Origin of the sequence: Paenibacillus sp. 102 (assembly GCF_039549175.1) — a bacterium.
GTDB lineage: Bacteria > Bacillota > Bacilli > Bacillales > Bacillaceae_G > Bacillus_A.
Window position 1 is genome coordinate 1 of the sequence record NZ_JBCGHT010000013.1, and the last position, 21048, is coordinate 21048.

General features: G+C 35.4%; 13 protein-coding genes and 2 pseudogenes. 9 read left to right on the top strand and 6 right to left on the bottom strand.

Annotation, left to right across the window (positions count from 1 at the left end; all coding sequences use genetic code 11):
• A partial coding sequence (locus AAIE21_RS29645) for a transposase (protein ID WP_481858702.1) occupies positions 1-167 on the bottom strand: 167 nt, incomplete at its 3' end.
• A gap of 84 nt (positions 168-251) precedes the next feature.
• Entirely contained in the window at positions 252-1775 is a 1524-nt protein-coding gene (locus AAIE21_RS21505; protein WP_343268654.1) for an FAD-dependent oxidoreductase, read from the bottom strand.
• A gap of 612 nt (positions 1776-2387) precedes the next feature.
• Between AAIE21_RS21505 and desB the strand changes: the two genes are divergently transcribed.
• The gene (desB, locus tag AAIE21_RS21510) at positions 2388-3473 is read left to right on the top strand and encodes a Delta(10) desaturase DesB (protein ID WP_343268655.1); all 1086 of its coding nucleotides are present in this window, start codon (positions 2388-2390) and stop codon (positions 3471-3473) included.
• Positions 3474-3545: 72 nt separating this feature from the next.
• On the opposite strand, the gene AAIE21_RS21515 is transcribed toward desB, so the two are convergent.
• From AAIE21_RS21515 to AAIE21_RS21530, 4 genes are all read right to left on the bottom strand, one after another.
• Complete coding sequence (locus AAIE21_RS21515; protein WP_343268656.1) at positions 3546-4238, bottom strand: amino acid ABC transporter permease; 693 nt, start codon at positions 4236-4238, stop codon at positions 3546-3548.
• A gap of 142 nt (positions 4239-4380) precedes the next feature.
• Positions 4381-5166 carry an ABC transporter substrate-binding protein gene (locus tag AAIE21_RS21520; protein ID WP_343268657.1) on the bottom strand — a complete coding sequence of 262 codons (786 nt, stop codon included), beginning with the start codon at positions 5164-5166 and terminating at the stop codon, positions 4381-4383.
• A 112-nt stretch (positions 5167-5278) separates the two neighbouring features.
• The gene (locus tag AAIE21_RS21525; RefSeq protein ID WP_343268658.1) at positions 5279-6001 is read right to left on the bottom strand and encodes an amino acid ABC transporter ATP-binding protein; all 723 of its coding nucleotides are present in this window, start codon (positions 5999-6001) and stop codon (positions 5279-5281) included.
• 288 nt (positions 6002-6289) lie between these two features.
• Positions 6290-7630 (bottom strand): FAD-binding oxidoreductase, encoded by a 1341-nt coding sequence (locus AAIE21_RS21530; RefSeq protein WP_343268659.1) that lies wholly within the window; start codon positions 7628-7630, stop codon positions 6290-6292.
• Between the two features lie 254 nt (positions 7631-7884).
• Here AAIE21_RS21530 and AAIE21_RS21535 point away from each other — a divergent pair, with 254 nt between their 5' ends.
• The 8 genes and pseudogenes from AAIE21_RS21535 to AAIE21_RS21570 all read left to right on the top strand — a co-directional run bounded on the left by AAIE21_RS21535 (position 7885) and on the right by AAIE21_RS21570 (position 21039).
• Positions 7885-9297 carry a hypothetical protein gene (locus AAIE21_RS21535; RefSeq protein WP_343268660.1) on the top strand — a complete coding sequence of 471 codons (1413 nt, stop codon included), beginning with the start codon at positions 7885-7887 and terminating at the stop codon, positions 9295-9297.
• Positions 9298-10004: 707 nt separating this feature from the next.
• Positions 10005-10970: pseudogene (locus AAIE21_RS21540) on the top strand (MSCRAMM family protein); the annotation flags it as partial.
• Between the two features lie 54 nt (positions 10971-11024).
• A pseudogene (locus tag AAIE21_RS21545) lies at positions 11025-11437 on the top strand (SpaA isopeptide-forming pilin-related protein); the annotation flags it as partial.
• A gap of 42 nt (positions 11438-11479) precedes the next feature.
• Positions 11480-13141 carry a SpaH/EbpB family LPXTG-anchored major pilin gene (locus AAIE21_RS21550; protein ID WP_343268661.1) on the top strand — a complete coding sequence of 554 codons (1662 nt, stop codon included), beginning with the start codon at positions 11480-11482 and terminating at the stop codon, positions 13139-13141.
• A 398-nt stretch (positions 13142-13539) separates the two neighbouring features.
• Positions 13540-15204 (top strand): glycoside hydrolase family 13 protein, encoded by a 1665-nt coding sequence (locus AAIE21_RS21555; RefSeq protein ID WP_343268662.1) that lies wholly within the window; start codon positions 13540-13542, stop codon positions 15202-15204.
• 188 nt (positions 15205-15392) lie between these two features.
• Positions 15393-17030, top strand: a complete 1638-nt coding sequence (locus AAIE21_RS21560) for a PTS transporter subunit IIBC (RefSeq protein ID WP_343268663.1) — start codon at positions 15393-15395, stop codon at positions 17028-17030.
• Between the two features lie 3 nt (positions 17031-17033).
• Positions 17034-17825, top strand: a complete 792-nt coding sequence (locus AAIE21_RS21565; protein WP_343268664.1) for an endonuclease/exonuclease/phosphatase family protein — start codon at positions 17034-17036, stop codon at positions 17823-17825.
• A 310-nt stretch (positions 17826-18135) separates the two neighbouring features.
• A complete protein-coding gene (locus AAIE21_RS21570; protein ID WP_343268665.1) occupies positions 18136-21039 on the top strand; it encodes a YhgE/Pip family protein in 2904 nt (967 codons plus the stop codon).
• The last annotated feature ends 9 nt before the right edge of the window (positions 21040-21048 follow it).

A 21048-nucleotide genomic window follows, 5' to 3' on the forward strand; every position in this document is an offset into this window, starting at 1 on the left:
TATGTCTTTTGAAGACCTGCCAATCCATGTTCCCGAAACTTAGCTACCCATTTTTTTAACATCGTCATATCTACACAATGCTTTTGAGCTATATCTTTAAAGGATTCTACACTGTTAAGATAATCGGTAACGGCAGATAACTTGGTTTCTAAAGAGTATTTCGTCATAAAAAACTACACCCCCAATTGTTAGACTGTGTCTAACAATTGGGGTGCAGTTCAAGATTGGTGCTCTATTTATTTTAGCTAATTCTATTCTCCATCAACCCGTTTCAGTGGTTTCTCTGCCGGCCCCTCAATTACATTTCCTTCAATTGAAAAGCGTGAGCCGTGACAAGGACAATCCCACGTACAATCACCGCTGTTCCATTCTACTTCACAACCGAGGTGCGTACAGGTTGTATCGACAATATGTAGTTTTCCTTCATCATCTTTATAAGCACCTGCCCGTTTTCCGTTTACTCTTACAACGGAACCTTCACCGTTTTCAAGGTCTTCTGGTTTACGGAGAGCAAATTCTAACTTGCCTTCAATCAAATGTTTTGCTACATCAAGGTTTTGGGAAACGAATGTTTTTATATCTGGATCTGAATGGAATCGTGATGGAGCAAAGAGATCTTTGTAAGGGCTCTTTGTTTTTGTAATCGCAGCTGTTAATATTTGGGCTGCAGCGGTGCTTGTTGTCATACCCCATTTTCGATAACCAGTTGCAACAAATATGTTTGGATTATTTTCATTAATATGGCCAATGTAAGGAACTTTATCTAAAGTAGTTAAATCTTGTGTTGACCATCTGTATGAAATCTCGTGTATTCCAAATGTTTCTTCTGCGAAAGAGTATAGTGCTTCATAATGAAGCATTGTATTGATTCCTTGTCCCGTTTTATGGTTTTCACCGCCGACAAGAATGAGTTTTTCCCCATTCATTGTTGTATAACGTAAGGAACGTGTAGGATTATCAATGCTTAAATACATACCTCCAGGATAATCTTTTTTTGCTTTTATAGCTAAAACGTAGGAACGTTCTGCATACATTCTTGTAAAGAAAAAGCTGGGGTCATAGAAAGGGAAATGGGAACTAGAGACAACATATCCACATGTAATACGATGTCCATCTTTTGTAATAACTTGTGGATATGAACCTTTCTCAATATCAATTGCAGTCGTTTGCTCATAGATTGTTCCGCCTGCTTCAACAAACTGATCTACCAGACTTTTTAAATAATGAAGAGGGTGAAACTGTGCTTGTTTTTTCATAACAAGTGCTGCTTGAACTGAGATAGGAAGCGGAATGGATTCTACGTAGTCACAAGGAATATTTAGCTTTTTATAAGCTTCGTATTCTTTTGTTAATTTGTGTAATCCGTCGTTGCAAGTTGTATACAAGTAGGCATCTTCTTCAGTAAAGTCACAGTCGATGTTATTTGTTTGGATTGTTTCTTTAATAAATTGTAATGCTTTCTCATTTGCCTCATAGTATAGACGAGCTTGGTCGGCTCCAAAATGATGAATCAGCTCATCATAAATGAGGTCGTGTTGTGCAGTAATCTTTGCGGTTGTATGGCCTGTTGTTCCATTTAAAATGTTTCCGGAATCGATTAAAACAACTTTCATACCCTTTTTTGCAAGTAAATAAGCAGTTGTGATGCCTGTGATTCCAGCGCCGATAATCGCAACTTCTGTTCTTATATTTTCGGATAGTTTAGGGAAAATAGGGAGTGAAGTAGAATCACGCCAGTATGGTTCTGGAAATTGGGGAAATGAATCGTTTGTCATCGTATGTTCCTCCTGTTTTAAAACAATTTACTACTTAATTTTTCCAATTTATATGAAATTCATGTAGATTATTTTTTATTTTGGAGAAGGAAATACTGTAAAGCGAACAGAAGGAAGTTATAAATATTTTACAATGCGTAAAAATTATTTCAATATAATTAAAATGCGTATTTTGTCATAAGGTTATTTAAAATGACAGTCAATGCTATAAAGAATTATTTCTATTCATATATAAGCTATTCTTGAATGAAACTGATTTTCTTATATGTGAAACCATTTATATATATAAGGGATAAAGTCTTGTTAAATCTATGTTTTTCCTTTGGCGAAATAAAATATTATTATGAAAATATAACCACATTTTATTACTAGGTCATAAAAGTTGTTGACAATACGGAAAGTCTATTGATATGATTCATCATGTGGAAAGGTTGATAAAGAGTAAAAAGAGAAATGTTTTTCATTGATAATAAAAGCGAAAATGAGTGACAATAGAGTGAGTATGATTTACTTATTATAAATGCTTTTTGGAAGTACCTAGTTTTATCAATCTGGAAACAAGAATTGATTTATGCAAGTTGCGTAAGCGCGGCATAAGAAAGGGGCAAAAGGATGAAGGAGCTTCATACGTTTGGATGGTATGCAGCACGTGTATCGCCGCATTTGCCAAAAAAAGCATTTAAACCAGTTCCAACTCGTTTGTTTGGTGGACTGGCTTATTTACTTGTGGCGGTAGCTGGATTAATAACGATTGGTTTATTCGACTTGAATGTGTGGGCAAATCTCGGGATTGCAATTGTTCTCGGATTATGTTTTGCTTCACTTGGATTTTTAGGACATGAAATTTTACACGGTACGGTTGTAAGAAAAGCTTGGCTTCGTGATTTCTTGGGAGCGATTGCATTTATGCCGTTGTCTACAGGACCAAAATTGTGGAGAAAGTGGCATAATGCAACGCACCATGTTCATACGCAACATGAAGAACATGATCCGGATGCATGGCCGACACTTGAAAAGATGAAGAAGAGTAAGTTTTTAAGATGGGTGTATCGTATGCCGCTTCATGTACGCTCTTTCTTTAGTTTTCTGTCACTAACAATTCAATTTACAATACATTCAACTCGCATGTTCTTTCATTTTATAAAAGAATTTAAGTCATCAAATCAAAAATCTGTATGGCTTCAACTTCTTTTGCCGTGGACGGTTTGGATTAGCTTGCTATTTATTCTGGGACCTGCAAAGTGGCTGTTTGCTTATGTGATTCCATTACTAATTGCAAACTTTATTGTAATGGCATATATCGCAACAAATCACCGCTTAAACCCAATCGTTCCTGTGAACGATCCATTAGCAAACTGTTTATCTGTAACAGTGCCGCGCTGGGTTGACGTTTTGCATTTTAATTTCTCATATCATACAGAACACCATTTGTTCCCTGCTATGAGTTCAAAATATTATCCGTTAGTAAAAGAGAAGATTAAAGAAATGTGGCCGGAGCGTTATCATGAAATGCCAATGACAAAAGCTTTGGCAGCGCTTTGGAACACACCTCGTGTGTATTATCAAGGCAGTGAGTTAGTTGATCCTCATCGTGAGCATTTCTATGGTTCTTTAGGAAATGGATTAGACCCTGAGGATATCTCATATCGTGAGGAGCATATAGAGGAGCAAGAAACAATCAAAAAAGTGAATCCATGATTTTTGATGAATCATTTAGAAACCTTTAACGATAAAAAGCAAGCTACCAAAAAGTAGCTTGCTTTTGCTTTTTTAAAGAGAAATCGCCTTTTCTTTCTCTTTATTTACTTGTAAAGAATTACTTTGTTTACGCTGAAGTCTTTTCTCTAAGAGGTTTACAAGATAGGTAAATAAAAGTACGAGTGCAAGATAGTAGGCACTAACAACAATGTATGTTTCAAGTTGTTTAAAGTTTCCAGCGGCTATAGATAAACCGGATCCCCACAGTTCAGACATTCCTACATATGCGACAAGGGAAGAATCTTTTAATCCAATGACAAATTGGTTTCCGAGCGGCGGGATTGATAATCGAAATGCTTGCGGTAAAATGATACGGCGCATAGCGAGTGGATAGGACATTCCTAAAGAACGAGCTGCTTCTAATTGGCCGCGATCGACAGATTGAATGGAGCCACGGAAAATTTCTGTAATATATGCACCGTTATGAATTGCTAAAGCAATTGCCCCAGCCCAAAAAGGAGATAGAACGACAATAGACGTAATGCCAAAATAAAGAATCATGATTTGAACGATTAATGGTGTGCCGCGGATAACAGCAATATATATATGTGCAATACTATTTAAGATTTTATTATTGGAAATACGAAAAAAGGCGAATAGAAGTCCGATTAATGAACCAAGTAGTAATGAAGTCAATGTTAATTGCAAAGTCATGACAATAGCTTTTAGAAATGTTGGATATGTAGATATGAAAATTTCAAACATTAGGGTCACCTCAATATAGAGTTTATTTTTAAGAAATAGATGTAAATGCCCCACGGCTAAGGTGGGGCATCGCTTATGGATTAAAAATAGTTCTTTCTTTGGAAGAGTAGGTCTATTTTGATTTGCAAAAAAGTAAACCGTCTTATTTTGTCTTCTCTTCTTCTCCAAGAATGTTGCGTCCAAACCATTTTTTACTGATTTTTTCATATGTGCCATCTTTAATGATTTCATCCAATGCCTTGTTTACCTTCTTCACCATTTCTTTATCATCTTTGCGAATTGCAATTCCCATTTCATCAAGGTTCAATGGTTTGCCAGCTTCTTTTATATTCGACTTACCTTCTTTAATCATACGAAGACCAACCATTTGATCAGTAATAACTGCATCTACACGGCCTGGTTCTAAATCCATAAGAGCAGTAATATCACTGTCATATTCTGTGATTTGATCTGTTTGTTTTGCAACTAGTGTTTTAAAGGTACTTGCTTTTACAACACCAACTTTTTTTCCTTTTAAGTCTTCTGCGGAAGAAACACTATTATTCTTCTTGGCAACGAAAATTTGAGCACCAGAACGGTAATATGGGTTTGAAAAGTTAACAGCTTTTAGTCGTTCTTCTGTAATTGCCATACTTCCTAATATGACGTCATATTTTTTTGCCTTTAGACCTTGAATTAATGTTTCCCAAGGATTCGTAACTGGAACAGGCTTCATTCCCATTTTTTTTGCGAGTGCTTCACCGATTTCGACATCAAAACCGACTAGTTTTCCGTCATTTTCCTTGAAATTAAAAGGCTTATACAAGCCACTCATTGCATAACGAAACTCTTTCCCTTCACTTGTTGAAGTTTCCTTACTACAGGCTCCAAGTAGGAATGATGTACATAGTGTAATAGCTGCAACAACAGTAAATATTTTCTTTCTCACAAAACCCCTCCTAGATATTTATCTTTTACATACGGACAATCATGCCACGTTTCAAAGTACTATGAGAGTTTTTCTATTGGGAGATAAGTTGCCGTATGAGATTAAAATATTTTTATAGAATATTTCGTAAAAACTGTTTTGCTCTCTCATTTGACGGCGCTGAAAAAAACTGTTCTGGTGGCGCATCCTCTACAATTTGTCCATCATCCATAAAAATGACGCGATCTGCTACATCTCGTGCAAAACTCATTTCATGGGTGACGATGACCATTGTCATTCCTTCCCCAGCTAGCTCCTTCATAACTTGGAGTACTTCTCCAACAAGTTCAGGATCAAGAGCTGATGTAGGTTCGTCAAATAGCATGATTTTTGGATTCATCGCAAGTGCGCGTGCGATTGCAACACGTTGCTTTTGTCCACCAGATAAAAGGTGAGGTGTTACGTTTGCTTTGTCTTGTAATCCAACCTTTTTTAATAGGTCATTTCCAATTTCGTTCGCTTTTGTTTTGTCCAGTTTTTTCACATGAATAGGTGCTTCTACGATGTTTTCTAATGAGGTCATATGTGGAAAGAGGTTAAAGTGTTGAAATACCATTCCAACATTTTCGCGGATTTTGTTTAAGTTTGTACTTTTAGGATCAATTCGTTCCCCTTGTAAGTGAATTTCACCTTCATCGTACATTTCTAAAAAGTTAAGGCAACGAAGTAAAGTGCTTTTTCCTGAACCGCTGGCACCAATTAAAACAACAACTTCTTTTTCTTTTACTTCTAAATTGATACCTTTTAAAACGTCTAATGAACCAAACGATTTTACTAAATTTTGAACTTGAATCATACCAATCCCCCAGTCACTTTTGTATTTTACAAATGTTGCCCCTTATTTTTGTTATTAGTCATAAAGTGCCAAAACCCTTTATTTTTTGCGAAAAACATCGTTTTAGTATAGATTACGTGAGAGGTATTTTCACGATTTTTATGATTGGTAAGGTAGGCTTCCTAGTTAAAAAGGGATTCAAGGTCGTAGATTTTTGATAGTGAAGCAATCCAATTAATTTTATGTAAGGAAGAATGGAGTGCAATTCTTCCTAATTTAAATTAAGACATTTCAAGATAATTGAGTGACTTATTTTATACATTTAAAAGGTGGAATGCTTTGCGGAAAATTAAAAACATTGAATGGATCGTATTTTGTTTTTACTGCCCGTAATTTGGAAAAGTTTGTTCCGTAGTAAGTGCGCTGCCAGTCCTTAATATCAATATCAGGCCAATTGACATAGTCGCCTAATGTATATGGCGACATAGCGTTTCGTAAATTTTTAATCCATTGTATATTTTCTTCTTCCTCTTCATCACATTCCCAAGATGAAATATATTCTTGGGCAATAATTGCTTTTCGGTGAAAATAAGCTGTTTCATTTGGAGAGATATCTTCTACAGCTCCTACAAGTGATTGGTGCCAAACACTAGCTGAAGGATTGGGAGCATGACTAAGAAAATGTTTTAGAACTTGAATTCCTTTAAGAGGAATTGGTTTATATACATAGGAACCAGAGCGTTTGAAATTTTCAGGGATATTACCACTATTAAAGAATTGAACAGCTTCTATATAAGGAACTTCATCAATAAAAAGGGTAGGGGATCCTACATGGAGTAGAGGAGATAATAAGTCAAGAAGAACAGAAGGGGGACCAACAAATTCGCCTTTTACTTCAATTTCATTTCGCTGTTTAGAAAATAACTCAATAGATGAAGTAAGGTGCTCATCTACATAAGGCGCCCAGCTTTGCCAAGCCTGAAATGCGCTAATAAAGTCATCCCATTCCCAAGTGACCGAAAAAATAGAGACATTTTGAATGGGATGAACACGAAATGTTAATGATGTAACAATTCCAAAGTTTCCACCACCCCCACCATGGCATGCCCAAAATAGATCTGGGTTCTTAATTTTGCTGGCACGAATGAGTCTCGCTCCTTTTTTACCAGATGCTTGCACCATCTCTACCTCTAATAGTTGATCGCAGGTTAATCCGAATAGGCGTGATAGCATACCAATACCGCCACCAAGTGTTAACCCGACAACTCCTACGCTGGCACTTGTTCCAGCTGGGAGTGTTACGCCGTATTTCCAAAGTTTTTTATAAACAGTCCCAAGATTTGCACCAGCTTCAATGGTTGCGGTTAAGCGATCTTGAGAGACTGTAATTCTGTTCATTTCACTTACATCGATAACAAGACCATCGTTTAATAGTGAAAAGTTTTCATAACTATGGCGACCACTCCGTACACGAAATGGTATATGACGTTCTCTAGCCCACTTTAAGGCATTGCATACATCTTTCTTATTTTGACAGAAGACAATTATGCAAGGAAGCTTTGGAATACTTAAATTTAAGTTTATTCGGGCTATATCGTATTCTGGGTCTGTTGGAGTTACGATACGACCGGTTAGTTTTGTTTGACTCAAAATAGGGCTCCTTTCTTATATAGAACATTTTATCCGGCATTAACGAGCAGTAAGACCCACAGACCCACACCTCAAGCTTCAGTAAAAGAAATTAGGCGGGGGTAGGGCTGCCCGTAAAAGCCTGATTCGTGAGGGCTAATAATCAGTGGTGGGTGAAGCCCCCGCTGATTAAAGTTTCACTTTATTGCTATTGTATGAGAAAGCTTGTTTAGGAGTGATTACCAGCATTAACAGCTGATCAAGGTGTATTGTTTATGAAAGAAGAAGTAGCAAATACAGTGAAGTTTCCAAAGGGAACGAAAAATGGAACGAAAGCTACAGCTGTAGTAGATTTTATATCTGATCAAGGAAGTAAAACATCCAATAACGTAACAGTTGTTGCGAAGGTGAAAGAAGTTCCGCCAGAACCACCTAAGAAACCAGAATGGAATATAGGGAAGACCCCTAATAAGTGGACGATTAAGCCGGGAGAAGAAGTCGAATATACAATTCGAGCTAAGCACGTTAGTGGTCCAACGACGCTAGATTCTCTTTCATTCAAAGATCTGTTACCGCCGGAAGCACAATTTATTTCAGCAAGTGATAACGGGAAATACGATGCAAATTCACATACTGTAACATGGGATTTGAAAAATGTAGAAGGTGAAAAGACTGTTAAAGTTAAGGTGAAGTTTCCGGAAGAAAATTTTGGTGAAAATCAAAGTAAATCAATTCCAAATAGGGCTGAAGCGAAGCTGAAGCCAAAAGGTGAAGAGGAATTGACAAAACAAACACATGCATATGTTACAGTTTCAAATAAAGAAACAAAACCTCCTGTTATTCCACCAGATCAAGCTTTTTCAAATTTAGTAAAAGCTGCTCAAAAGCCTGAGTACAGTAAAAATGAAGAAATTGCTTTTACACTGTATAACATTAAAAATCAGTATTCTAAGGAAATAGATAATTTTGTTCTTCAAGATGATCGCTTTGATGAACAACTACGTTTTACGAGAATGCACACTGGTGTATTCTTAGGTGTAAGTGAATATAAGCTTTTATATAAAACAAAAAACAATCCAGAATGGAAAGAATGGAAAGTGATTCGCGGTAATACAGGAGAATGGTTAGATGTTTCTTCTTTAGCACTTTCTGAAGGAGACAAAGTAACCGGAATTCGATATGAATTTGGTAAAGTACCTGCGAATTTTACTATAAGTCATGGGGTTTGGTTGTACTTTAAAGTAGACGATCCCAATTTTAAAGAAGGCATTTTAAAAAATACAGCACATATTTCATATGATATTGATGGAAAGCAGTATCAAAAAGATGCTACCGCACAAGTGACAGTAAAAGAAAATCCAGAATCAAAAGTTACATTTAAGAAAAAAGCATTAACAAAGCCAGGAGAAAAGTATATCAAGGGTGATATAGTTGAATTTGAATTAACTGGTAACGCAGATTGGCAGTCTGCTCCTTTCAAACAACCGATCATTGTAGATTGGCTACCAAAAGGTTTGGAGTATGTTCCTGGTTCTGAGCAGTATACACTTGCCAAAGGTGGTTGGGATAAGAAGTCATATGATGCTGCAAAAGTAAAGGTAGAAACAATAGCAAACTATAAAGAAAAGGGAAGAACTCTCTTAAGATGGACCTTCCTGAGTTGGATATGTCATCAGGTGATACTATAACTGTGAAATTTAAAGTGAAGGTAAATAACTTTGCAATGGCAGGTAAGTATTATAATAAGGCAGGTCTGATGTCTAATGTATCAAAGATTAAATCTGCGAATGAGTGGCAGCAAAAAACATTAAAAGATGAAAATGATCTGGATGGAGATGGTGATGTTACCGATCCAATCATTGAAAGTGAAGATGCTATAGAAATTGAAGAAGAGCAATCTTTAAAATCAGTTAAATATGTAAAAGGTGAATTAGACGATAGTTGGAAGGGTTCACCAGAAGTGGCGACGACAGTATCTGGTGGAGAAGTAAAATATCGCTTGAAGATTGAAAATGGCGGAACTGTAGCGGTAAGAAATGGTATCTTAATTGATATATTCCCGGTAGAGGGTGATCAGTCAGTTTTACAAACAAAGAATCATGTTCAAGAACGTGGTAGTAAATGGACTCCATATTTAACTTCACCAATTCAACTTACTGAAGGCGACTTTATTAAAATTTATTATACGACTGCGTCAAATCCGAAACGTGATGATTTGATACAAGATAATGACGTTTTCGTGAATCCAAAGGGCGCCAACGACCCTAACTGGTCTTTAGAGCCACCATCAGATTTAACAAAAGTAACTGCAGTTAAGTTTGAATTTGCTAAGGATAAACTTGTATATCCTGGAGAAGAAGCAATATTAGAATGGACAATGCGTGCGCCAGTTGATATGGATGCTTCCGCTGGAATTGCATGGAATTCATTTGGATATAGTGCAATAAATGATGTAACAGGTAAGTGGATTCAACCAGCAGAGCCAAACCGAGTTGGTGTACAGTTAAAAGCTTCGAAAAAGAGTTCATTAGGAGATTACGTTTGGCTAGATAAAAACAAAGACGGAATCCAAAATGACGGAAACACTGGTATGAACGGTATAGTCGTAGAATTGCTGGATAAAGATGGAAAAGTCGTTAGTATGACGAGAACTGGTAATGACAAAAAAGGAAATCCGGGTTACTACAAATTCGTAAATTTAGATCCAGGTGAATATCAAGTTAGATTTAAAATGGCAGATGGATATAAGTGGACGCAAAAGAATGCTGGAAATGATGAAAAAAGCGACTCTAACGTTGATAAAGATGGATATTCAGAAACTATCAAACTTGGTGAAGATGAACATAATATGACAATCGATGCCGGACTAGTTGAAGATACAGTTGATGCTGGAGAACTAGAAATTACGAAAATCGATAAAGATAGCGGTTCTCTGTTAGAAGGGGCTGTTTTCGAAGTTCGGGATAAAGATAATCAGGTCATTCAAACAATCACATCAGGAAACGATGGAAAAGCTAGAGCAACTGATTTACCAATCGGTGAATATAAGTTAGTGGAAGTCACAGCTCCAGAAGGTTATAAACTAGACGGTAAATCATACGATTTTGAAATAACGAAAGACACAAAAACGCCGGTAGAGATAACTGTTGAAAATGAAATGAAAGATACAGGATCTGTTGAAATTACAAAAGTAGACAAAGGCAGTAATGCACCATTAAAAGGTGTAGTATTTAAGGTCGAAGATGAAAATGGTCAGACTGTAAGGGAAGTAACAACAGATGCAAAAGGAAAAGCAATAATTCCTGAGTTATCTGTAGGTCAATATAAACTGATAGAGGAAAAAGCTTTACCAGGTTATAAAAAGTTAGAGGATCCAATACCTTTTGAAATTAAAAAGGGTATGAAAGAAATATTATCAATAGAAGTGAAAAATGAATTGCTAGATAAGGGATTCATTGAAATCGAGAAAGTGGATGCGAAAGACCACAAATTGAAACTTGGAAATGCTGTATTCCAAATTTTAGATAAAGATGGTAAAGAAGTTGGGAAATTAACGACAGATGAAAATGGTAAGGCAATTTCTGATCAATTAGTATTTGGAAAGTACACGATTAAAGAAATACAAGCTCCAGGTGGCTATATGCTTTTAAGAGACCAATTGAAGTAGAGGTCGGATCATCAGTACAAAAAATAACGATAGAAAATACGAAGAGTGAATGGGTAATTCCGGACACTGGTGGAATAGGGACCACTATTTTCTATCTTATCGGTACGATACTTATGATAATCACGGTATTTTTATTTTTCCGTAAAAGAAGCAGTAACTAATAGAGTTAAAAATTAATAGAGATAGAGAAGGAGATAATAAATATGAAAAAGATTTTTAGTATGCTTTTAGTTTTTGTATTAACGTTTTCAACGTTACCGAGCATGTTTGTAAATGCAGCAGCTCCAGAGAAAGGCTCTTTAACAATTCATAAGTACGAACAAGAAAAAGGCGCAGCAACAGGTGAAGGAACTGGTGAAGCGGGTCAAACAATTCCAGGAGATGCTAAGGGACTAGAAGGTGTAACTTTTGAAATTAAACAAATTAAATCTTTTGAAAAGATTACAAAAGATGGCGAGATTGTAAAAGAAGCTGTAAAAGATGTTACAGATGCAAAAGCGATTACAAAAACAACAGGTAAAGATGGACAAGCTGCATTTACAGATCTTCCTTTAGGTCGTTATGAAGTAAAAGAAATTGCTGGTCCAGCTCATGTTAATTTAAATAAAAACACGTATACAGTTGATATTCCGATGACAAATAAAGAGGGTAAAGCTTTAAACTATGATGTTCATATATATCCAAAGAATGAAACAAAACGTGGTGCAGTAGAATTAATCAAAACGGGTGTGAAAGATAAAGTATTAAAAGGTGTAGAATTTACTTTATATCATGAAGATGAAACAGTAGTTAAAGATGGAGAAGGTTTAACTACTGGTAATGATGGTGCCATTCGTGTAGAAAACTTACCATATGGTAACTACTACTTTAAAGAAACAAAAGCGCTAGATGGATATGTTTTAGATCCAACAAAACATGCGTTTTCAATTAAAGAATCAGGTACAATTAATGCAGATGGTACAATTAAATCTGGTGTAGTAGTGCCAGTAACAGTGAAAAACTATGAAGAACCAACGATTGACAAAAAGATTAATAATGATCTGGAATTTTTACCGATTAATCCACTAAGAGATTACAACTATGATATTAAAACGTTAATCCCAGAGGATATTAAAGATTATAAGAATTACGTTGTAACAGATACTTTAGATAATCGATTAGTGATTCAAGGTAAGCCAGTTGTGAAAATTGATGGTGTAGAAGTGGATTCAAGTGTGGTAGAAGTAGTTGTAGAAGGACAAAAAGTAACAGCTACTGTAAAAGATTTCTCAAAATTAAATGGTAAAAAAGAGCTGCATTTACAAATCAAATCACAAATTAAAGAAGGTGTAGTAGCTGGAACAGAAATTCCAAATACAGCAACAATTGATTTTACAAACAACAATGATGTAAGTGGTAAAAAGGAATCTAAACCAGTAATTGTTGTCCCAACAACTGGTAACATTGCATTAACAAAAGTTGATGGTGCTGATGGTAAAAAACTAGAAGGCGCAGAATTTAAACTACAAGATAAAAATGGAAACATTGTAGTAGTAAATGGTAAAGAAATGACAGGTGTATCAAATAAAGATGGTGTGATTACATGGGACCAAATTCCATACGGTGAGTATCAAATCGTTGAAACGAAAGCACCTACTTATCAAGATGGTACGGAAGTGAAATCTTATCAAAAATTAAGAGAACCAATCAATGTAACAATTAATGAAGAGAACAAAATAGTGAAATTAGAGGTAAAAAACAACAAGAGTGGCTGGGTACTTCCTGCAACAGGTGGTATGGGCACAGTTCTATTCACTGTAGTAGGTCTTCTATTAATGGCTGCAGCAGCGTTTGTATTCTTTAGAAAAAAGCCTGCAAAAAACTAAGGTTATAGAGGAATATAGTGATGTAATGTGAAAAGAGGAGGGCGAGTAGCTCTTCTCTTTTTGTGTTTTAGCACAATTAAAGAGGTGCTATGAAATGTAATATTATTTTTGGCTGTATTTTTTATTAGGGCGTATATCCAACTAACTGTAAGTAATTGGTTAACAAAAAGAGTACGTGATTCTGTGGAATACCTTGCATATAATGGCTTTGACGATTTTGTTTTTTGTTCTTGAAATGTAGTTAATAACAATAAAACAAGGGTATTGTTTCTAAGTAAAATGTAGATATTTAATGATAGTATGAAAAATTCTCGTTGCAAACTCTCCATATTTTGTTATGATAGTGTTACGAAAACGTTTGCATAAATTTTAAAAAGGATGCAAAAGGAGAGATTATTATGAAGAAAACTTGGTGGAAAGAAGCGGTTGCTTATCAAATTTATCCACGCAGCTTTATGGATTCTAACGGTGACGGTATTGGAGATCTACAAGGTATCATTGCAAAACTCGACTATTTAAAGGATTTAGGAATAGATGTAATTTGGATTTGTCCAATGTATAAATCACCAAATGATGATAATGGATATGATATTAGTGATTATCAAGACATTATGGATGAGTTTGGAACGATGGCTGATTTCGATGAATTACTAGACGAAGTGCATAAACGTGGTATGAAACTCATTATTGATTTAGTTATTAATCATACGAGCGATGAGCATCCGTGGTTTATTGAATCACGTTCTTCGAAAGATAATCCAAAACGTGATTGGTACATTTGGCGTGATGGAAAAGATGGAGAAGAGCCAAATAATTGGGAAAGTATTTTTAATGGTTCTGCTTGGGAATATGATGAAGCAACAGGTCAATACTTCTTACACATATTCTCACGTAAACAACCAGATTTAAACTGGGAGAATGCAGAGGTCCGTGAAGCTTTATATGACACTGTAAACTGGTGGTTAGATAAAGGAATTGATGGTTTCCGTGTAGATGCAATTAGTCATATCAAAAAAGAAGAAGGCCTAAAAGACATGCCAAATCCAAAAGGGTTAAAGTATGTACCTTCTTTTGATAAACATATGAATGTAAATGGAATTCAGCCACTTTTAGAGGAGCTGAAGGAGAATACATTTTCAAAATACGATATTATGACTGTTGGGGAAGCAAATGGTGTCAAAATTGAAGATGCTGATCTTTGGGTTGGAGAAGAAAACGGTAAATTTAATATGGTATTTCAGTTTGAACATTTAAGTTTATGGGATGCAGAAAAGAAGAAAGAACTTGATGTTGTTGAACTGAAAAAGGTGTTAACGAAATGGCAAAAAGGATTAGAGAATAAAGGGTGGAATGCGCTTTATATTGAGAATCATGATAAACCACGTATTGTCTCTACGTGGGGAGATGACAAACAGTATTGGCGCGAAAGTGCAACTGCTTTAGGCGCAATGTATTTCTTTATGCATGGAACACCATTCATTTATCAAGGTCAAGAAATTGGTATGACAAACGTTCAGTTCCCGAATATTGAAGATTATGATGACGTTGCAGTTAAGAACTTGTACCGTGAAAAGATCGCAGAGGGTGTATCACATCAAGAGATGATGGAAATTATATGGGCATCTTGCCGTGATAACTCACGTACACCAATGCAATGGAACGATGAAGACAACGCTGGTTTTACAACTGGTACACCGTGGTTTGGTATGAATCCAAATTACAAAGAAATCAATGTTCAAAAGCAGTGCGCAGAAGCTGACTCTATTTTTAATTTCTACAAAAAGATGATTGCACTAAAAAAAGAGCATGATGTATTTAATTATGGGACATATGATTTAATTTTAGAGAATGATCCGCAAATTTATGCGTATACGCGTACATTGAATGATGAAAAAGTGATTGTTATTAGCAATATCTCGAGCAAGCAAGCTGTATATAATGAGAGTTCATTCGCATTAGAACGCAAACGTTTGCTTTTAAATAATTATGAAGTAGTAGAACATGAAACAATTAATACAATTGCTCTTAAACCTTATGAAACAAGGGTTTATCGTATTTCTTAATAAAAAAAGATGCTCTCGAAGCATCTTTTTTTATGAAAAATAATAAATTTATATTGCAATGTGAAAACGCTTTTATTAAAATAGGTTTATGAAAACGTTTGCGTTAAAAAGGTATCGTTTTCACAAATGAAAAGAAATTATTATCTATATCATTAGGGATTTTATAAATAAAGGGGAGGAAGAAACAGATGAAAATTACGTCTTTTGATTTTTGGCAAAAGTTCGGGAAAGCATTGCTAGTTGTTGTAGCAGTTATGCCAGCAGCGGGCTTAATGATTTCGATAGGGAAGCTAATTGGTATGTCTGCTGGGGATGTAAATGCAGTACATACGATCGCTAGAGTAATGGAAGACATTGGTTGGGCAATTATTACAAACTTGCATATTTTATTTGCGGTAGCAATCGGGGGATCTTGGGCGAAGGACCGAGCAGGTGGTGCATTCGCAGCGCTGTTAGCATTCGTCTTAACGAACCGAATTACAGGAGCTATATTTGGTGTAAACGCTGAAATGTTAGCGGATTCAAAAGCGAAAGTTTCTTCATTATTAGCAGGAGATTTACTTGTAAAAGATTATTTCACTTCTGTACTTGGTGCACCAGCATTAAACATGGGAGTATTCGTAGGGATTATTACAGGGTTCTTAGGAGCTACCTTATACAATAAGTATTATAACTATAATAAATTACCACAAGCATTGGCATTCTTTAATGGAAAACGATTTGTACCATTTGTTGTAATTGTTTGGTCTACAATTACTGCTATTGTTTTATCACTTTTATGGCCATTCATCCAAAGTGGATTAAATGAATTTGGTCGTTGGATTGCGGAATCTAAAGATAGTGCACCAGTTGTTGCACCGTTCGTATATGGGACATTAGAGCGTTTGTTATTACCATTTGGATTACATCATATGTTAACGATTCCGATGAACTATACAGAGCTTGGCGGAACATATACGATGTTGACTGGATCGAAAGTTGGTCAGATTGTTGCAGGACAAGATCCACTATGGCTTGCATGGATTACAGATTTAAATAACTTGTTAGCAAACGGTGACACAAAAGCGTATAACGATTTATTAAATAATGTTGTACCAGCACGTTTCAAAGCAGGACAAGTTATTGGTTCTACAGCAGCATTAATTGGTATTGCTTTTGCAATGTATCGTAATGTGGACAAAGAAAAACGTACAAAATATAAACCAATGTTCTTATCAGCTGCATTAGCAGTATTTTTAACAGGGGTAACGGAACCAATTGAATTTATGTTCATGTTCATTGCGCCGGTATTATATATTGTATATGCAATTACAACTGGACTTGCTTTTGCACTAGCAGACTTGATTAACTTACGCGTTCATGCATTTGGCTTTATCGAGCTAATTACGCGTACACCAATGATGGTTAATGCAGGATTAACAAGAGACTTAATTAACTTTGTTGTTGTATCAGCAGTATTCTTTGGTTTAAACTTTACACTATTTAATTTCTTAATTAAAAAGTTCAATTTACCAACGCCAGGACGTGCAGGTAACTATATTGATAACGAAGATGAATCTTCAGAAGGAACAGCGAATATAAAAGAAGGCACATTAGCATCAAAGGTTATTGATTTGTTAGGTGGAAAAGATAATATTGCTGATGTAGATGCATGTATGACACGCCTGCGTGTAACAGTGAAAAATCTAGAAGACGTTGCACCAGAGGCGCAATGGAAGCAAAATGGAGCTTTAGGACTTATTGTAAAAGACAAAGGTGTGCAAGCAGTATATGGTCCGAAAGCTGATGTGTTGAAATCAGACATTCAAGATATGTTAGGTGCATAATAAATGAAATTACTCACTTTAAACTGTCATTCTTGGCAGGAAGAGAATCAAATAGAGAAAATAAGACATCTCGCTAAAACAATTCAAGAAGAAGATTACGATGTTATTGCCTTGCAAGAGGTTAGTCAGTCTATAAAAGCTCCAAATGTATGCGGTAACAAGAAAAAGGATAACTTTGGCCTTGTATTACTTGCAGAGCTTAAGGAGTTGGGCTTAGAGAATTACAATATTGTTTGGGATTTCTCGCATATTGGTTATGACATATATGAAGAAGGATCAGCTATCATAACGAAGCATCCTATTGTGAAACAAGATTCTTTCTTTGTATCAGAAAGTAAAGATATCTCTTATTGGAAAGCTCGTAAAATTGTTAGTGGAACAATATCCTATAGAGATAGGAATATAACATTTTATTCTTGTCATCTTGGTTGGTGGAATGATGAAGAAGAATCGTTTCAAGGACAAGTGGATTGCTTAACGGAGCATGTGAATGAAAATGAGCTCTCTTTTCTAATGGGCGATTTTAATAATAATGCTCGTTTACAAGGCGAAGGATACGATTATCTCATGCAAAAAGGGCTTTATGACACATACAAACTAGCTTTGAAAAAAGATGAGGGAACAACTGTACAAGGAAAAATTGCTGGTTGGGATGAAAATAAGCAGAACTTACGAATTGATCTTATTTTAAGTAACAAACCAACAACAGTTATTTCTTCAAAAGTTATTTTCAATGGTATAAATCGTAATGTTGTTTCAGATCATTTCGGAGTAGAAGTTCAATTGGATATATAATATAGAAGGAATCCTCATAGCCATGTAAGCGCTGTGAGGATTTTTTTCTACGAATACAAGTATTTCCAAGATAAAATACTTGTATTTTTTATGACATTTCCTATATATTTGTTATTACTGAATGTAAAACCGATTTGGTCATTTTGTATGAATACTTTATCGACTTCGTTATATAATGAAGGAAGTGAAGTGTTTTGATTGGAAAAATAGTACATTTTCGTTTAATCCACGATGTAGAAAATGATATAATTGCAAAATGCATGTATCATTTTCTAAAGAAGGAAAAATATATAATTAGGTGATAGCTTATATGAAACAAATATGGCGTATTTATAAGACGGACTTACGGAATGTAGCCAAACATTGGGCTGCGATTGTAATTGTATTAGGATTAATGATTTTACCATCGTTATATGCATGGTTTAACATTAAAGCTTCCTGGGATCCATATGGAAACACAAAAGAAGTTCCGATTGCAGTTTCAAATGAAGATGTTGGATCAAACTTACGAGGAAAAGATATTAACATCGGGAATGAAATTGTAGATTCTCTAAAGAAGAATAAGAATCTTGGCTGGAAATTTGTTGATGAAAAGCAAGCCATTTACGGAGTAGAACGTGGAGACTACTATGCAAGTATTACCATTCCAAAAGATTTCTCAGAAAAAATTGCAACAGTAATTAGCGATAATCCACAAAAACCAGAACTAGATTATTTTGTGAATGAAAAGGTCAATGCCATTGCACCGAAAATTACAGCAAAAGGTGCATCTGGTATAACCGAAGAAATCAGTAAAAATTTCGTTAAAACAGCCAACGGTGAGATTTTTCAAGTTTTCAATGACCTTGGAATCGATTTAGAAACAAACTTACCAAGTATTGAAAAAGTAAAAGATCTTGTATTCAAGCTAGAAGCACAGTTCCCAGAAATGTATACACTTGTGGATACAGCGCTAGATGATGCTGCTAGAGCGCAAGATCTTGTGAAAACGGCTCAAGATAATTTACCGGTTGTAGAAAGTGTAATTAATGATAGTCAGGAAGCGTTGCAGAATTTAGATAAATTCTTTGCAAACAATGATCAAAGACTACAAGATGCTCCAGGGGCGATACGAAGAGATTTAACTGTGGCGAAAGATTCTATGGATAAAGCAGCGGCTTTTACTGATTTTTTAATGAATCCAGGAGTTGACCTAAATCTTCCTGATTTTTCTCAGTTGCCTAAACTTCCAGAGTTCCCGGCAATGCCACAACTTCCAGAAATTCCAAAGTTGAATACTGAGGGGTATAAAAATATTGCGAGCACTATTAATCAAACTGTGAACAATGTGTTGAACTCAGCACGTACAGGAACTGCATATGCACAAAGTGTTATGGACGGATTACAAAATGGAAGCATTGATCCAGAAATAGCAAAGAAAAATATCACAACTGTTTCTAATAATCTTCAAACGCATATTGATAATTTATCTTCTTTGATTGATATGATGGCTAGTTTGGAACAAAAAGCACCACATCAATTCGGGAAAGATTTCTTTAAGGCAAGAAAAGATCATTTAACTGCTATTAGAGATAGTCAACAAGACTTGAACAATCGATTTAAACATCTTAATGATCTAATTAGTACAGGTCAAGAAGTAAAACAAGATGTGAGAGATGCGATTAGTCAAAAATTAAATGCAACAAATGCTTTAATTGATAAAGCTGAAAAAGACTATAACGAAACATTTGTAGCGGATTATCAAAAAGCGGTTAGTACTGCTGAACAAATTAAAGATGAAGCAGGTCAGTTTAAAGATCAAACAACTAATACAATAAATGAAACATATGAAAAAACAAAGGCTGAATATAATAAAGCAAGAGATAGTATTGAGAATGCTAAATCTGATCTTCAAAAAGCAAAAGAAGACCTTCAAAATAAAGGTGTTAATGGACTTGATTCTACAAAAGTAGCTTTAAATAGCTTAAATGGCCAATTCCAAGCAGGTATTAGCATGATTGATGATATGATTCCTGTTCTTGAGAGTACGAATAAGGTTTTAGCTGATGTAAATAGTGATAAAAACCTTGATAATGGGATTGCAAAATTAAATAAGGCAAAAGATGCTCTTCAAAAAGGTGTCGATGCAACGAATAAAGGAATTACACTTCTTAACAATGGGCAACAGCCTACAAAAGATGTAATTGAAAGCATTAATGAGGCATCGAAAAATGGTTCAGCACAATTAGGAGACTTCTTAGCAAGATACGATTCAGAAATCGTTCCGAACTTTAACGCAGCAATAGCTCGTACAAAAGAGATGTCAAAAAATACATCTAAAATTTTAAACGATGCAGATAAAAAGCTTCCAGATGTAAAAAAACTGCTAGAAGATTCATCTAAAGGCTTAGTAGAAGGTAAAAAGAAAGTGGAAGATATTAAAGCTGAAATGCCAGCTACTGAGAAAAAGATTAAAGAATTAGCAGATAAAATTCGTAAGTTTGAATCGGAAGAGGATATAAAAGATATCATACGTTTATTGAAAAACGATGTTGAAAAGCAAAGTGACTATTTTGCAAATCCAGTGAATTTAAAAGAAAATAAATTATTTGCGATGCCGAACTATGGTTCTGCGATGTCACCATTCTATACAGTGCTTGCGTTATGGGTAGGGGCATTGTTAATGGTTTCATTATTAACAGTAGAAGTACATGAGCCAGGCGCGAATTATAAGAGCCATGAGATTTACTTTGGACGTTTCTTAACGTTCTTAACAATAGGTCTTATGCAGGCGTTTATTGTATCAATGGGAGATATATTCTTACTTGGTACGTACGTGGTTAATAAGTTCTGGTTTGTTGTATTCAGTTTATTTATCGGTGCAGTCTTTGTTTGTATTGTATACTCACTCGTTTCTATTTTTGGGAACGTAGGGAAATCGATGGCAATCATTTTACTTGTACTGCAAGTAGCTGGATCAGGCGGAACATTCCCAATTCAAATGACACCAACATTCTTCCAAGCAATTTATCCGTTCTTACCGTTTACGTATGCAATCAGTGCAATTCGTGAAACAGTGGGTGGAATGCTTTGGGATATTGTCCTGAGGGACCTTCTTGTATTAAGTGTCTTCGTCGTAATCATGCTTATTATGGCATTATTACTGAAAACACCAATTAACAAGTCGAGTGAAAAATTTGTTGAGAATGCAAAAGGAAGTAAAATCATTCATTAAAAATAAAAG